12 protein-coding genes and 1 pseudogene are annotated in these 15791 nt (G+C 73.0%); 3 read left to right on the top strand and 10 right to left on the bottom strand.

What is annotated here, in order from left to right; translation table 11 throughout:
• Positions 1–4: 4 nt before the first annotated feature.
• The 5 genes and pseudogenes from IPL61_33600 to IPL61_33620 form a co-directional block, all read right to left on the bottom strand.
• Positions 5–583 (bottom strand): hypothetical protein, encoded by a 579-nt coding sequence (locus tag IPL61_33600; protein MBK9036126.1) that lies wholly within the window; start codon positions 581–583, stop codon positions 5–7.
• A gap of 882 nt (positions 584–1465) precedes the next feature.
• Positions 1466–1726, bottom strand: a pseudogene (locus tag IPL61_33605) (thrombospondin type 3 repeat-containing protein).
• Between the two features lie 62 nt (positions 1727–1788).
• Entirely contained in the window at positions 1789–3459 is a 1671-nt protein-coding gene (locus IPL61_33610; GenBank protein ID MBK9036127.1) for an insulinase family protein, read from the bottom strand.
• Positions 3456–4838 carry an insulinase family protein gene (locus IPL61_33615; GenBank protein MBK9036128.1) on the bottom strand — a complete coding sequence of 461 codons (1383 nt, stop codon included), beginning with the start codon at positions 4836–4838 and terminating at the stop codon, positions 3456–3458. Before IPL61_33615 ends, IPL61_33610 begins: the two co-directional genes overlap by 4 nt.
• 201 nt (positions 4839–5039) lie before the next feature.
• Entirely contained in the window at positions 5040–5762 is a 723-nt protein-coding gene (locus IPL61_33620; protein ID MBK9036129.1) for a hypothetical protein, read from the bottom strand.
• A 1503-nt stretch (positions 5763–7265) separates the two neighbouring features.
• On the opposite strand from IPL61_33620, the gene IPL61_33625 reads away from it, so the two are divergent.
• Positions 7266–7724: a hypothetical protein gene (locus IPL61_33625; GenBank protein ID MBK9036130.1), complete on the top strand. Its 459-nt coding sequence runs from the start codon at positions 7266–7268 to the stop codon at positions 7722–7724.
• A 10-nt stretch (positions 7725–7734) separates the two neighbouring features.
• Here IPL61_33625 and IPL61_33630 read toward each other — a convergent pair whose 3' ends face one another.
• Positions 7735–7962 carry a YdeI/OmpD-associated family protein gene (locus tag IPL61_33630; GenBank protein ID MBK9036131.1) on the bottom strand — a complete coding sequence of 76 codons (228 nt, stop codon included), beginning with the start codon at positions 7960–7962 and terminating at the stop codon, positions 7735–7737.
• Positions 7963–8538: 576 nt separating this feature from the next.
• The gene (locus IPL61_33635; protein ID MBK9036132.1) at positions 8539–10236 is read right to left on the bottom strand and encodes a proprotein convertase P-domain-containing protein; all 1698 of its coding nucleotides are present in this window, start codon (positions 10234–10236) and stop codon (positions 8539–8541) included.
• A 172-nt stretch (positions 10237–10408) separates the two neighbouring features.
• Here IPL61_33635 and IPL61_33640 point away from each other — a divergent pair, with 172 nt between their 5' ends.
• Entirely contained in the window at positions 10409–11317 is a 909-nt protein-coding gene (locus tag IPL61_33640) for a hypothetical protein (GenBank protein ID MBK9036133.1), read from the top strand.
• A 186-nt stretch (positions 11318–11503) separates the two neighbouring features.
• Here IPL61_33640 and IPL61_33645 read toward each other — a convergent pair whose 3' ends face one another.
• Positions 11504–12352, bottom strand: coding sequence for an MBL fold metallo-hydrolase (locus tag IPL61_33645; GenBank protein MBK9036134.1), 849 nt, complete (start codon positions 12350–12352; stop codon positions 11504–11506).
• 36 nt (positions 12353–12388) lie between these two features.
• On the opposite strand from IPL61_33645, the gene IPL61_33650 reads away from it, so the two are divergent.
• Entirely contained in the window at positions 12389–13426 is a 1038-nt protein-coding gene (locus tag IPL61_33650; GenBank protein MBK9036135.1) for a DUF2804 family protein, read from the top strand.
• A 101-nt stretch (positions 13427–13527) separates the two neighbouring features.
• On the opposite strand, the gene IPL61_33655 is transcribed toward IPL61_33650, so the two are convergent.
• Together IPL61_33655 and IPL61_33660 are read right to left on the bottom strand one after the other, a co-directional pair.
• Complete coding sequence (locus IPL61_33655) at positions 13528–14535, bottom strand: hypothetical protein (GenBank protein ID MBK9036136.1); 1008 nt, start codon at positions 14533–14535, stop codon at positions 13528–13530.
• Between the two features lie 185 nt (positions 14536–14720).
• On the bottom strand, positions 14721–15767 hold the full coding sequence (locus IPL61_33660) for a hypothetical protein (protein MBK9036137.1): 1047 nt from the start codon (positions 15765–15767) through the stop codon (positions 14721–14723).
• Between the last annotated feature and the right edge of the window lie 24 nt (positions 15768–15791).

The following is a 15791-nucleotide window of genomic DNA, read 5'->3' on the forward strand; positions in this document are numbered from 1 at the left end:
ATGGTCACGGGGTCCCCGGCGAGTAGGTCGCGACGTCGGTCGACACCACGGTCGTGAGGCAGTCGTTGCGGCCGGCGCCGTCCTCGGACATGCCCTTCTGGCCGTAGCTGGGACACGGCCGACCGAGGCCGGTGATCGCGTCGGCCGCGATGTACCACTCGACCTGCGCGGTGGCGCCGCCGGGGCCGTGGCCGGTCGACCGGATCACGACGGCCTTGTCGGTGTCGTCGCCGGCCGCGAGCCCGCCGTCCTCGACGTTGTTGAGGATCTCGACCTCGTACCAGGCGTTCTGGTCGAGCGAGAACATGTTGCCGGACTGGCCGGGGCGCGCGCCGTTGCCGGCGATGCCCGTGGGCTTCTGCGGGTTGACGTTGTTGGGCTCGACGAGATCGCTGAAGAACGTGACGTTCTGGATGTTCTTGCGCAGGTAGTCGGCGCCGGCGGCCGCGCCCGACTCGGCGATGTAGAGCGCGACCGACTTCGAGCGATCCTGTCCGACGGCGGTGATGCCGCCCTGGATCGACATCACGGTGAGGCTCCCGAGCGTGACCAGCCCGGTGAGCGCGATCAGCGCGACGATCATGGCGCTGCCGCGGCGGTGACGGTCACCCTGGCGCGGCGAAGGACGGTGGCGGCGAGTTGGGTCCATGGGTAGTCCAGGTCACGTCGAAGGACGCGATCCCAACAGAGAGTCTCGCAGGAAGTCGCCGCTGATCCAATTTCAAACCGGGGTAGCGATCGGGTGGCGGGGGCCAGACTTCGCGAGCGATCTCACACGGGTAGACAAACAGAGCACATCGACTCACGGCGCGGCGTAGACGATGATGCTCTCGAAGCGAGCCTCCGCGTACCCCGATCGTAGCCCGACCCGCCCCTGGACCACAGCGGTGTTCGACGTCGGCGTGGTCACGAGGCTGGTGCCGTCGTCAGCTCGCGCGGCGCACGACCGCGCCGACGGCACCGCGGTGTGCACGAGGCGCCAGCGCGGACCCACGACCAGCGACGGGGACGCGGTCGGCAGCGCGGTCGTGCCGGCCCCGACGATCGTGGCGCCCTGGAGCAAGAACAGGTTGGCCTGCAGGTTCGCGGTCGGGGCGTCGTAGACCTGGCACAGGTAGCCCGAGTCCCAGGTCGTGCGCACGCCGCCGGCGTCGACGGTCGGGGTCCACTGCGCCAGGACCCCGACGCTGTCGCCGCCCGGTGACGGGTTCGCCAGGCGGCCGACCACCTCGACCACCCCGGCGCCCAGCTGGTCGCCGGCCCAGTACAGCCGCGCGACCGCGCCGGCATCCGTCGCGGTCACGGCGTCATCCCCGAAGACCCAGGTCCCGCTGTCGACGGTCCACAGCGCCCGCCGACCGGCGAAGCCATCGAACAGCACGATGTCGTTGCCGGCGGCGCTCGGGAACGGATCGCACGCGTCGCCGGCCTCGTCGACGGCGACCCCGGCGTCGGTCTCGCCGACGTTGGCCTGATCGGGGTTGGCGACGGTCGGGCAGTTGTCGCAGGCGTCGCCGACGCCGTCGCCGTCCTCGTCGTGCTGGTCGGGGTCGGACACCGTCGGGCACACGTCGACCGCGTCGGGGACGCCGTCGCCGTCGCCGTCGGGGCCGGCCGCGTCGCCGCCGCCGTCGGGCCGGGGCGCGGCGTCGGGGTCGGTGGCGGTCCCGCGAAACTCGCAGGCGCCCGCGGCCAGGATCGCAGCGATCCAGAGCGTGGCCCTCATCGGGTCAGGCTACCACGCGCCGTCGCGGATGCGCGGGCCCGGCCGGCCGCGCGCGATCCGGATCACGGCACCGGCTGGCCGTCGGCGTCGAGCACCAGCAGCCCGCCCGGCCCGAGCGTGCCGTCGGCGACGAGCAGCTCGAGGGCCTCGCGCAGCGTCAGCTGCTTGTCGCCCCGCATCAGCGGCTTGTCGGTGGCGCCGTCGCGCACGATCATCGGCGCGGTCGCGTCGCCGACGACCAGGTAGACCGCCTTGGTGTCGTCGAGGTACCGGGCCGCGGCCTTGACCACGTCGGCCTGGGCGACCTTGCCGACCTTGCCGACGTAGCTGCCCCAGTAGTCGAGCGGGAGCCGGTAGTAGACCAGCGCGCGGAACATGCCGAGCGCGGCGCCGGCGGTCGCGAACCGGCTCGGCATGCCCAGCACGGCGCTGGCCTTCTCGCGGGTCAGCTCCTCGTCGGTCGGCGGCCGCTTGCCCGACCTGAGCTCGCGCAGCTCGCGGACGATCTCGAGCAGCGTCTGGTAGGTGGCGTCGCTGCGGACCGACGTGCCGGCGGCGATGACGCCGTAGTCGCGGTTGTAGCTGACGCCGCCGCGGGCGCCGTACGAGTAGCCCTTGTCCTCGCGCAGGTTCATGTTGAGCCGGCTGGTGAAGCCGCCGCCGAAGATCGACGCCATGATCGAGGTCGGGAAGTAGTCGGGCGCGGTCCGCTTGGGGCCGAAGTACGACAGCCCGACCTGGGACTGGGCGGCGCCGGGCATGTCGACGAACACGATCCGGGCCCCGGCCGGCTTCGGCGCGGGCAGCTTCGCCCGGGCCGGGACCTTGCCCTTCCAGGCGGCCAGCCGGCCGTCGGCGAAGCGCGCGCGGACCTGGTCGGCGGTGAGGTCGCCGACGACGAACAGCTGCGCGCCGCCAGGGCGCACGAACTTGGCGTGGTGGGCCTTGCAGTCGTCGACGGTCAGCTTGCCGAGCGACGCCTCGGTGACGATGCGCCCGAACGGGTGCGCGGCGCCGTACAGGACCGGGCCGCCCACGCGCGACGCCACCGCGTCGGCGGAGCCGCGGGCCTGCTTGAGGCCCTCGAGCCGACGCTTGATCGCGCGGTCGAACTCGTCGGCGCGGAAGCCGGGCGTGCGCAGGGTGTCGACGAACAGCCCGAAGGTGGCGTCGAGGTGCTTGGACAAGGTCGACATCGACAGGCCCTGCGTGTCGCTGCCGGCGTACGAGCTGACGCTCGAGGCGGTGTCGGCCAGCGCCTCGGCCAGGCCGATCTTGTCGAGGGCCTCGGTGCCGTCGCTCATCAGCGACATGCACACCGACGCCAGCCCCTCCTTGCCGACCGGGTCGTTCTCGGCGCCACCGTCGAACGTCAGATCGAGGCTGACGATCGGCAGCGTGTGCTGCTCGACCAGGTAGACCTGGATGCCGTTCGCCAGCTTGAAGGTCTGGACCTTCGGCAGCTGGAACGGCCGCGGCGGCCCCGCCACCGGCTGGCTGGCCCGGAACGGCTCGTCGGGGAACGCCAGGTCCTGCGGCGCGGCGGTCTGGGTCGGGATCGGCGGCGGCGGCGGCATGGGTGGTTCCGGGGGCGGCGAAGGGGGCGTGACGTCGGCGACCGGGGGCGGCGTCGGCGTGACGGCCTTGGCGGCCGGGGCCGGGCAGCACGCGCTGGCGAGGCTGATGACGAGGGTCGCGAGCGAGCTCGCGGCGACGCGGCTGGTGCGGTTCATTTGCCACCTCCGGGGGTGGTGACGATCACGACCGCGCGCTCGAGGTCGAGCACGCGCGCCGCGACGGTGCGGATGGCGTCGGGCGTCGCCTGGCGGTAGCGGTCGAGGCTCCAGGTCAGGCGGTCGGGGGCACCCAGGTAGTGGTTGAAGGACTGGAGGACGTTGGCGCGGGCCATGAGGCCCTCGAGCCCCCAGACGACGGTGGCCTCGAACCCGGTGACCGCGCGCCGCACCTCGCGCTCGGTCAGCGGGTCGACCGCCACGCGCGCCAGCTCGGCCCGCACGACGCGCTCGATCTCGCTCAGGTCGGCGCCGCTCTGGGCGGTGACCGAGACGACGAACATGCCGGAGAACTGCGAGCCGTTCTGGTAGACGCTCACGCTCTGCGCCAGCTGGCGCTCGTGCACCAGGATCTTGTAGAGGCGGCCGGTGCCGCGATCGCCCAGCGCGTTGGCCAGGATGTCGAGCTCGGCGTCGCCGGCGCCGAAGTTGGCCGGCGCCTGGAACGCCCAGGTGATCTGGCGCAGCTTGGCGAAGCTGTCCGTGACCTCGCGGCGCTCGGCTCGCGGGGTCGGCGCCGGCACCGCCACGACCGCGGGCTTGGTCGACGGCGGCAGCGAGCCGAACCACTTGGCGACGACCGGCTTGACCTTGGCGGGATCGAAGTCGCCGACGATCGCCAGCGTGGCGTTGGCGGGGACGTACCAGGTCTTCCAGAAGTTCTTGACGTCGTCGAGCGACGCGCCGGCCAGGTCCTCGTGGCGGCCGATCGTCAGGTAGCGGTACGGGTGGCCCTCGGGGTACATCGCCTCGTACAGCGCGAACCGGGCCTTGCCGTAGGGCACGTTGTCGTAGCGCTGGCGGCGCTCGTTGCGCACCACCTCGATCTGGTTGTCGAGGCTCTTCTGGGTGAGCAGCTCGAGCAGGTGGCTCATGCGATCGCTCTCGAGCCACAGCGCGGTCTCGAGCTGGTTCGACGGCACCAGCTCGTAGTAGTTCGTGCGGTCGGGGTTGGTCGTGCCGTTGACCTCGCCCGCGCCGATGTTCTTGAGCACGTCGAAGTGGCGGTCCTCGCCGACGTTCTTCGAGCCCTGGAACAGCATGTGCTCGAACAGGTGCGCGAAGCCGGTCTTGCCCGGCACCTCGTAGCCGCTGCCGACGTGGTACCAGACGTTGACCGCGACCAGCGGCACCGTCGAGTCGGGCGCGAGGATGACCTCGAGCCCGTTGGGCAGGACGTACTTCTCGTGGACGATGACGGGATCGGTCGCGGGCGGCGGGGCCCGCTTGGCGGCGGGGGGGGCCGGCTGCGCGGCCAGCGGCGCCGCGCACAGGAGCGCGAGCCCGACCAGCCACGGACGGAGTGAGCGTGCGTGCATGAGTTCCTCCGCCGGCGACCGTACGGGCGGGCGAGACCCGCGGCAACCCCGACGCGGCGGCTTTCACCCCGCGCGATCGCCTCAGGGCTGCGAGCCGCTTCGACCGAGCGCACGTCCACGCGACCGGAGGCTCGCGTCGGGGAGCTGCGTCGCGGCGGCTCGCGCCCGACGGGGTACCCCGGCGCAGGCCGCCCGGGAGGCTCAGGGCGTCGGCGGCGCGACCGGCGCGTCGTCGTAACGGGGCGACGCGTCGGGCTTGATGTGCTCGGGGCCGATCGAGTCGCGCGCGGCCCGGGCGCACGCCGCGATCTTGTCGTTGTCGCTCATGCTCGGGCCGCCGCGGACGCCGATCACGCACTTGGTGTCGGTGTCGTAGAACCGGAACGAGTCGATGTCGAACTCGCCGCTCTGACGGGTCTCCTTGCAGGCGAAGCCGCCGGTGTTGCCCTCGTCGGGGCTGCGCATCTCGGTCGGGGTGGCGCGGCACCGATCCTTGAACTTGGCCTCTTCCTCGATCACCCAGCAGTAGAGGGTGACGTTGCAGATCTCGTCGCCGGGCAGCACGCCGAGGCGACCGTTCTTCTTGAGCAGCTTGTCCTGGGCCTTGGCGTCGGGGCGCACGCCGCCGCGGATGAGCGAGCACGACACGGTGGCGTCGGCCATCGCGCCGGTCGAGTCCCGGACCGTCAGCGGGTCGAGCTCACCGAGCGCCTCCGTGTAGACCGTCGGGTCCATCACCTGGGCGCAGGTGAGGCGGGTGCCCTGGGGCACCGGCGCCTTGACGCGATCGACCGGCTTGACCGCGGCCGCCGCCTTGGCGCGCTCCACGTCGGCCTCGCGCTTGGCTTCCTTGGCGCCCTCCTCGGCGGCGCTGCCGCAAGCGGCCGTGAGCAGGAGGACCGGCAACAGGGTTCGGATACTCATCACGGCAGGAACGTACGCCCAGATCGCGCCGGGCGTCGAGCCGATCGCGCCGCCGGATGTTGGGACCTGCGTCCCGCTCGGGACCGCGGCGCGTGTCGTTGCTCCCGACACTGTCGCCGCCGCGGACAGTCGGCGGCCAAGGGCCTGCGGCGCTGACGGGAGCGCCGCCCCCACGCACACGCACTCCAGAGCTTATCCACAGACGTGTCGGGAGCGGCGACGGTGCGGTCGCGCGGCACCGACGAAGATCTGCGCGGTTGCGCGTCGCTCGGACCTGGCACATCGACTGCAATACACCGCTCCGTTCGGCGGTCGTAACGGACCGCTCGAGCGTGGTGGGCCTCGCTGGGGTCACCGGGCAACCGGGGGCGACAGCAGGCCGCAAATCTCGAACGGAAGGGTGATCTAGAGATAGAGCATCGACGCTGTCGGTCGATCGATACGCCAGGGCCAGCGCGCGCAGCACGTGAGCGGCGCGCGAGAAGGTCGAGGGTGGAGCCGCGGTTCATCGCCGGGGCAAGGTCGGCAGCTAGAGTCCGAAGGAGACAAACGCGAAGGGACACGGGCACGACACCCGGGCTAACCGCTCGGGCTTGCGCACCGGATCCCGGCCTGGAACAAGGCCCTGAGGTCGACGCGACGCGGCTTGGCGTCGTCGGGTAACCGGCGACAGAGACGCGGCGCCAACGGCGCGAGGGCATGGCCACCGACGAGGTGGTGCAGCTTGGCCGGGGGAGCAACCCCGACGCGAAATCCTGGACGTGGCAGCAGAGTGAAATAGATCTGCAAGATCGAGCGAGGAGGAAGCCGTCGAGAGCGTGCGAAACGCTGTGGGCGGAACGTAGACGAGCCTGGGATGCTCGTCGGCAAGTGGACTCGCTGGATCGACGTCGCGAAGAGGAACCAGACCCCATGGAAGGCGCCCGGGAACGCAAGCGAACGGGCCGACGCGGACACGACCAACTCTGGAGGAGAGCGAAGCGCACACGAGGATGACCCCGGCTTCTTTGGAAGAACGGGCGAACGGAACCGCACGGAAGACCATCTCGGTCCGTCAGAAATGGCGAGGCAATGATGGGAGCGGCGTAACCAAAAGCGCCGATACGACGGTTCTTACAACACTCGAGAGCAGTGAGCTCCAAGAGAGGCAGCCAGGTACACGGCGACGTGTGCATGGATCCGGTGCCTGCGACTCGCGAACCTTCGAAGGGGACACACCACACTCGGCGGCCGGTTACGGCCGCCGAACGCATTTTCGGGCCCGGTCACGCCGTCGGCTCACGCCGTCCGGTCACGCCGTCCGCGTTCCGGCCCGCGGGTCACACCGGGCACGCTGTCGGCGTTTCGGCGCGTTCGGGTCGGCGGGTCACCGTCGGGTACGCCGCCGAGGCCCTCCGGTGAGGCGGACGGGATCGCGCCCGTCGGCCCCCCGACGGGCTGGGCGCCAGGCTCCCGCGAACTTTGCGCGACGCGCCGCCGGCGGCCAGCGTAGAATCGACGATCGTGACCGTCCCGGCTCGCCTCGCGTTCGCGCTGCTGATCGCTGGCGCGTGCGGCCGGATCGGCTACGACGAGCTGAGCGCGCCGATCGACGCCGCCGTCGACGCGGTCGAGCTCGACGGCCTGGCGGCGTGCCCGTCCGGGATGGTCCCGACCTGCGCGGGCGGCCCGGTCTGCGTCGACATCGCCGAGCGCGGCAACATCGACTGGACCGCGGCGCGCGACGCCTGCGCCGCCGACGGCGCCCGGCTGTGCACCGACGCCGAGTGGGCCGAGGCCTGCGCGTGCGCGGCGGGGTTGGTCGACATGGCCAACGACGGGGCCGGCAGCACGCCCGAGTGGGAGTGGGTGGCCGAGGAGAGCGGCGGCGTGGCCCAGAAGCGCGGGTACGCCTCGTGCGACGACACCTCGACCCACTCGGTGCTCGACGCGTACGACTACCGCTGCTGCGCCGATCGCTGACCGGCGCGGGCTACTTCGCGGCCGGCGCGACCGGCGCCGGTGGCGCCCACGGCGCGCCCTGGAACGTGTCGCCGGCGGCCAGCTCGTCGAGCATCTGCGCCAGGCGCTTGCGCTTCTCGTCGTTGAGCTTGCCAGCCTCGATCCAGGTCAGGTACTCGGTCTGCTGGTACTTCGGCCGCGCGCGGTAGGCGTCGGTCAGCGCCCGGGCGGCCAGCGCCGACTTGACGAAGCCGGGCATGACAGGCGTCGGGACCGTGGCGCCGATGTGGCGTTTGCTCATGAGCCCGTGGGTAACACGTCCACGGCGCGCGCGCGCCGTGCCGGGGCGCCGCTCGTCGCACCATCGCCGGCGCTGTGCCCCCGGAAGCGCCGCGCCCGTCGCACCCCGCCGGCGCCGCGCCCGCCGAAACCGCCGCGACGCCCGGCGGTCGAGCCCCGCGCCGCGCCCGCCAAAGATGCCGCGACGCCCGGCGGTCGAGCCCAGCGCCGCGCCCGCCGAAGATGCCGCGCCGCCCGGCGGGCGAGCCCAGCGCCGCGCCCGCCGAAGATGCCGCGACGCCCGGCGGTCGAGCCCAGCGTCGCGCCCGCCGAAGATGCCGCGACGCCCGGCGGTCGAGCCCAGCGTCGCGACGCCCGGCGGTCGAGCCCAGCGTCGCGCCCGCCAAAGATGTCGCGACGCCCGGCGGTCGAGCCCAGCGTCGCGCCCGCCAAAGATGTCGCGACGCCCGGCGGTCGAGCCCAGCGTCGCGCCCGCCGAAACCGCCGCGACGCCCGGCGGTCGAGCCCAGCGTCGCGCGGAACCGGCGCCGCTGCGTCAGTTCGCGGTCGTGAACACCAGCTTGAAGCCGGCGATGTGGCCGGTGTCGACCGCCGCGGTGTCGACGACCTTGAGCGTCCAGGTGCCCTGGCCGGCGCTGGTGCCGCCGAGCTGGGCCGGGGTCAGCGTGAAGGTCTGGACCAGGTCGTCGGCCGAGCCGCCGACCTTGTCGGACAGGACCGCGAGCTCGGCGCCGTTCTTGAGCAGCGACACGCGCAGGTCGCCGCGGTAGGTGTGCTTGATGTCGACCGACGCCGACAGCGAGGTGAAGGTGAACGTGTCGGGCACGGTGATGTCGCTGGCCGCGCCGGCGGGGCTGTCGTCGGGGATCTCGACCGAGGTGGTCGACTCGTAGGTCTTGACGCCGCCGGCCGGCGGCGGCGTGGCCGGGCTGATCGACAGGTTGATGAGCTGGCGGACCTTGGCGAGGTCGACGAACGGGTTGCGGCCGGAGCTCGAGGTCGAGACCGCGGTCGGCGCCCACAGGAAGTCGGGGTGATCCTCGACCGAGTCGGTGCAGTACTTGCCGCCGATGATCTTGCCGGTCGAGCCGAGCTCGAGGATGTAGTGGTAGGTGTCGTGGCTGACGTAGTTGGCCATGCCGAGCGGGCGCTTCGACGCCGAGCCCTCGGTCAGGTAGTCGGTCGTGAGCTCGACCTCGTACAGGCTCTTGGCCTTGGTGTTGAACTTCCAGGTCGAGCCCGACGCGCCGACGCAGGCGTTGGCCTGGGTCGCGGTGACCTTGACCTGCTTGTCGACGGTGTAGCCGACCAGCGGCTGGTTCCAGACCTGATCGGACGCGGTGCGGTCCTCGATCAGCGCCATGTCCTTGAGGCCGAGGAAGTTGGTCAGCACGACGTGCAGCGCGCCGGGGTTGACGTCCATGCACTCGGTGTTGGCGTCCGAGCCCTCGGCGTCGTGGGTGATCGTCTCGGCGTTGCAGCGCCCGCCCAGCATCATCGCGCTGGTCTTGTCGTAGAGCGTGATCGTCAGCGCCTTGATGTCGGCGACCTCGAAGGTCTGGCCGTTGAGCGTGACCGCGTGCTGGGGCTCGGGCTCGAGCAGCGACGCCGGGGTCCAGGCGTGGCACAGGCCCCACCAGCCCTGCGCGCCCTCGCGGTCCGACGAGTCGCACTCGTCCTTCTGGCCGTCGCCGTCGTTGTCGATGCCGTCGATCTGCTGGTAGAGCGACTGGAAGTTCCGCATCTGCCACTTGGCCGCGGGGCCGGCGCAGGTGAAGTACTGGTCCCAGTCGGCCTTGGCGGTGGCGCCGCACATCTTGGCGGGCTGCGCGTCGCAGCCGGGCGCGCCGTTGTAGGCCGCGTCGTACTTCTCGAGCGGCGACCGGGTCTGGCGATCGACCCAGCGGTGGTTGGTCGAGCCCTCGTAGGTCGGCCAGTAGGTGTCGGACCACGCGGGCACCATGTCGGCCGGCGCGTTCGGGTAGCGATCCTTCCAGACCGGCTTGTCGAGCTTGCCCTGCATCGGCAGCTCGGCCAGGCGGTAGTTGAGCGCGCGCGCGAGCAGCGCCGGGTCGTTGTCGGCGTTCCAGGCGTCGCCCTTGCCGCCGGCGGTCGCCTCCGGGTTGTTGTCGATGTCGCCGGGCAGGTTGGCCTCGGCGTCGTCGGCGACGTCGGTGCAGGCGTTGACCACGGGCAGCGACGCGAGCAGGCAGGCGGACAGGAGACGCTTCATGCCAGCCCTCAACAGCAGCCGGCGTGCCACGCGTGATCGCGGACGCGTCAGCGTGATTCCAGGATGTTGCACGCGTGAGACGGCAACCCGATCAGCCGGTGCCCCGGTGGAGCGGTCGTTGCGGTCGCCGGCTGATCGAAAAGCCATGGGAGCTTGGGTATCGTTGCGACCCGTGGGCTGCAGTCGCCTGATCCCCATCGCGGTCGCCGCCGCTGCCTGCGCCCACCACGGCCCGGCGGCGACGACGCTGACGCTCCGCGACGCGTGCGCCGAGGGTCGGCGCTGGGACGGCGCCGCCTGCGTCGCGCGCACCGCGGCGGCCGCGCTCGCCGCGAGCGCCGAGGCGACCAAGGCGGCCGACATGGACGCCGCGCTGGCCGCGCTCGACCAGGCCGCGCGGGAGCCGCTCGATCTCGCCAGCCACGTGCGGCTGTGGCAGGCGCGCGGCGAGGTCCGCTCGTACATCGCCCACGACGATCCGACCCCGGCCAAGGAGGAGGCGGTCCGGGCCGCGTTCGATCGCCTGCTGGCGATCGCGCCGGACTACCAGCTCGACTGCCAGCTCAGCGAGCAGACGACCGATCGGTTCGGGCCGATCCGCGCCGCCCTGGCCGAGCGGGCGCCGCGCGAGCTCGAGGTCACGTGGCCGCGCGATCGCAAGGTCGGCCAGCCGGTGCTGGTCGATCTCGAGACCGTCGCCGACCCGGTCGGCGTGCTGGCGACCGCGACCCTGTACGTGCGCCAGCGCGGCGCGACCGCGTGGCAGGCGGCCGAGGTCCCGCTGCCGCCGCCGGGCCAGCGCCGGCGCGTCAAGCTGCCGGCGATCACCGCGACCGAGGCGACCGGCGTCGAGATCTACGCGATCGCCCACGACCCCGACGGCAACGACACGCTGGCGTGGGCGTCGCCGCGACGCCCGCGCGACATCCCGCTGCGCTACGACCCGCCGACGCCGTGGCACCGGACGTGGTGGGTGTGGGCCATCGCCGGCGGCGTGGTCGCGGTCGGCGCCGGCGTCACCACCTACGCGCTCACGTGGTCGCCGAGCGACACGATCGGCGGCACGGTCGAGACCCGCTGACGGGGTCCCCGCGCGACCCGATCGGCGGCGCGGTCCAGACCCGCTGACGGGGTCCCCGCGCGACGCGCTCGCCGGCACGGTCCAGCGCTGCTGACCTCGTCGAGTGAACACGATCAGCGGCGCGGTCCAGATCCCGCTGACCTCGTCGAGTGAACGCGATCGGCGGCGGCCCAGACCCGCTGACGGTCACGGCAGCGCGGCGTGCTCGTCGACGGTGTGGAACCGGCCGCGGGCGTCGCGCGCGACCGTGCCGATCGCGATCGTCGGGTCGTGGGTGAAGAACAGCCGGCCGCCGCGGGCCAGCAGATCGGTCAGGAGCGCCTGCTTCTCCTCGATCAGGCGCTCGGGGTAGCGGTCGTAGCCCATCGTGATCGGCACGTGGACCCACGGCCGCCCCGGGATCAGATCGGCGGCGAACACGATCGGCCCGCCGGGCGCGGCCAGCTCGGCCAGGAGCAGCCCCGGCGTGTGGCCGTCGCTGGTGTGGAAGCGATAGCCGTCGCCCAGCACCTCGCTGCGATCGCCGGCGACCTGCTCGAGCCGGCCGGTGGCCTCGAGCAGGCCGGGCAGCTCGGGGATGTACGAGGCGCGATCGCGGGCGTGCGGCGCGCGGGCCCGGGCCCAGGCGGCGGCGCCGACGACCCAGCGCGCGTTCGGGAACGCCAGCGCCGGGGCGACGCCGTCCTGCCACGCGGTCAGCGCGCCGCCGGCGTGATCGAAGTGCAGGTGCGACAGCACGATCACGTCGACGTCGGCCGGCGCGACGCCGACCGCGGCGAGGTTGTCGAGCAGCACGTGGCGGTCCTCGACCACGCCGTAGCGCTCGCGCAGGGTCGGCGCGAAGAACGCGCCGATGCCGGTCTCGAACAGGATCGTCCGGCCGCGGTCGCGCACCAGCAGGCACCGACACGCCAGCGGGATCCGGTTGTGGTCGTCGGGCGCGATCCAGCGCTCCCACATCGGGCGCGGCGCGTTGCCGAACATGGCGCCGCCGTCGAGGCGCTGCGAGTTGCCGAGGATCGAGGTGAGCTGCATCGCCGCGCAGTGTAGCGCCGGTGGTATACCCGCGCCGTGGCGACGTTCCCCGAAGGCTTCACCGCCCCGCCGGTCGCCCTGGTCGAGGACGGCGTCCTCCACCTCGGCCGCTGGAAGGGCCCGCTGGCCAGGACCAACCTGATCGACCTGCCCTACCGCGGGCTGCCGCGCGCGCTGCGCTGGTGGCGGCTCAAGGAGTGGCAGGCGGTGCAGGTCGCGACGCCGACCCTGTTCATGAACGTCGCGCTGGTCGACACCAAGCTCGTGACGATGGTGCAGATCAAGGCCTACGATCGCGCGCGCGCGGTCAAGCACCTGCACGAGCGCAAGCTGCGGCCGCGGGCGCTGCGGCTGACCGATCAGCTGATCGACTCGCGCGCGGCCTACGCCGATCGCACCAGCCAGCTGGCCTTCACCAACCAGCTCGCCCACGGCCGCGTCGACGTCGACCTCGACGTCGCGGCCCACGGCGGCGGCCCGGCGATGCGCGGCCACTTCACGCTCGCGACCGACGCCGGCGCGGCCCAGGTCGTCAACCTGCCGTTCGTCCACGGCAGCGTCTACTCGCACAAGGGCCTGTTCCCGGTCACCGGCGAGCTGTCGATCGACGGCGTCCACCACGACCTCGACGGCGCGGTCGCGACGCTCGACGATCACAAGGCCTACTACCCGTACACGATGCAGTACGACTGGGTGACCAGCCTGTGGCGCGGCGCCGACGGCGTGGCCCGCGGCTTCAACCTGACCCGCAACCAGTGCGTCGAGCCCGAGCGCTGGAACGAGAACTGCGTCTGGGTCGGCGACCAGGTGGCGAGCCTGCCGGCGGTGACGGTCACGCGCGAGCGCGAGCGCGCGCCGGGCGAGCGCTGGCTGGTGCGCGATCGCGCCGGCCAGGTCGACCTGGTGTTCGAGCCGACCGTGCCCGGCGACGTGCGCCTGAACCTGGGCGTGATCGAGAGCCGCTACCGCGGGCCGTTCGGGCGCTGCCAGGGCCGGCTGGCGCCGCCGGGCCTCGACCCGATCGAGGTCGACGATCGCTTCGGCATGGGCGAGGACTTCTGGCTACGCGGCTGAGCGGCCCGACCTCGGCGTGGCCCTGGCCTCCGCGCGCGCCGGTCGGGCTGGCGCTGATCGCGCGCGCTGGCTGATCGCGATCCGCCGCGGACCGCCGCGGGTCACGACGACGGCAGGTCGGCCGCGCACGAGGTCTCGGCCCAGCGCCCGACGAAGGCCCCGCCGATCGCGTCGGTGGCCGCGCCGTCGCGGTACATGCCGTGGATCAGCCCGTGGTCGCCGGTGCCGACGATCCACCGCCCGCGGAAGGTCCCGTCGACGTAGCTGCCGACCATCAGCCCGCGGAACCGGCCGTCGCCGTCGATGTACTTGCCGAAGAACACCTGGGCGCCGCTGTCCCGCTGGCCCCAGATGCCGCGCAGGTGGCCGATGCGCTGGCCGTCGGCGTCGGTGGCGACGCCGAGGAAGCGGCCCAGCCCGGGCCGCAGCGCGTGCCAGCGCCCGCGCACGAACCCGTGATCGCACGCGTCGCCGGCGCGCAGCGCCGTGGCGACGATGCGGTCGCCGTCGGCGCCGACGTCGGCGCTCACCGGCCCGGCGATCAGCGCGGCCAGCGGCACCGCCGCGGTGGTGGCGCCGTCGCGGCTGGTGTACGTCAGCGTCACGGTCGACAGGTCGGCGGCGTCGGTCAGGACCTCGAGCACGAGGCCGTCGGCGAACGGCTTGGTCATCGACGCGAACGCGACCGCGTCGCGGGCGGTCCGCGGCATCAGCTGATCGGTCGCGGCCTCGAAGCCGATCGTGCGCTTCACGACCAGCGCGCCGCGCGAGATCTGGATGCGGCCGCTCCAGTCGTGGCCGGTGGTGGCGTCGCGATCGGGCGGCATCTGGCCCCAGACGATCGCGACCCGCAGGTGGGTCGCGTCGGCGCGGGTCCGCAGGTCGGTCACCGTGGCGTCGGCGTCCATCGTGTCGGTGATCGCGGTGTCGGCCTCGACCGCGGCCGCGGTGAACGTGGCGGCGTCGCCGAACTCGGGCGCCTCGTCGGTGGTGTCGAGGCCACCGTTGTCGAGCTCGAGGTCGCTGGCGACCTCCTCGGCCGGCGACACCGGCGTGCAGGCGATGGCGAAGAGCGTGGAGGCGATGAGGGGGGTGATCAGGCGAGTCATGGGTGCTCCTAAGCGGCGGGTGAGCGTGGCCGCACCACTCGCTTCAGCAAGGCCCCGGCCAGCCCGCAACCCCTCGACCTCACACGCCGCGCGCCGGGTCGCCGGATCGCCCACGTCCCACCGCGGCGGCCGCACCGGGACCTCGCGGTCCCCGCCTCAGGGTCGGCCGGCGCCCGCGGGCGCGCTCATCGGTACAGGATCAACACCGCCGACTGCTCCCAGCCGGGCTCGGTGTGCGCGCCGCCGTCGTAGTCGCAGCCGGTCCCGAGCGCGCAGCCGGCGCAGGTCGGCGCGTCGGGGCGGCAGGTGTTCTCGTACGCCGCGACGTCGTAGCGGATCGTGATCGGGCCCGCGGCCGGCGCCGCGTCGGTGATCCACGGGGCGACGATCGCGCCGGGGCACCAGCCCGCGCGCGGGTACTGCCAGCTGCCCTGCTGCCCGGGCGCGGCCGTGGTCGCGCAGTCGGCGCGCCAGATCGAGCGGACGTCGAGCTGATCGGCGATCGCGACCGTGTGATCGCGCGCGCAGAACTCGGCGCAGTTGTCGGCGTTGCCCTGGCCGTGGCCGGTCACCAGCGAGCGCACCCGCACCGCGGTGGTGCCGGCCGGCACGTCGACGGTCGCGGTCACGTCGCTCGGGCGCAGCGGATCGCCGTAGACCACGCGCTGCGGCGCCCACAGCGGCACGACCGCGACCGGGTCGGGCGTCGGCAGGCCGCCGATGAACTCGAACGACGCGTCGACCAGCCAGCCGGCGCCGTTGGCGTGGCCGGGGCCGACCCAGGTGTCGATGAACACGCGCAGGGTGCGCTCGCCCTCGAGCACGCGCTGCAGATCGGTGACGTCGACGGTGAGCTCGGCGCCGACCCGGTACGGCGTGATGAACCGGGCCAGCTCGAGCTCGCGCTCGGGCGCGGTCGCGGTCGCCGGCGTGACGAGCGCCAGGTGTCCGAGCCGGTCCCACCAGTCGCAGCCGCCGGTGGGGCAGCCGAGCCCGATGCGCAAGGTCACCTGCTGGTAGCGCAGGCCTGCCTCGGGGAACGCCACGGCCACGTCGACCGCGCGCCGGTTGGGATCACCGAAGTAGACGTGCTCGCCGGCGAGCGCGGTGACGACCACGTCGGCGCCGGCGCGGACGGTCGGGGCGTCGTCGCCGCCGCACCCGAGGAGCGCGACGACGGCGGTGGCGGCGAGCGTCGCGCGCAGCGCGCGTCGGGGCGTGAGGCGATCCATGGCCCACCGTACCAGAGCGCTGGC

The organism is Myxococcales bacterium (assembly GCA_016717005.1).
Taxonomy (GTDB): domain Bacteria; phylum Myxococcota_A; class Polyangia; order Haliangiales; family Haliangiaceae; genus UBA2376.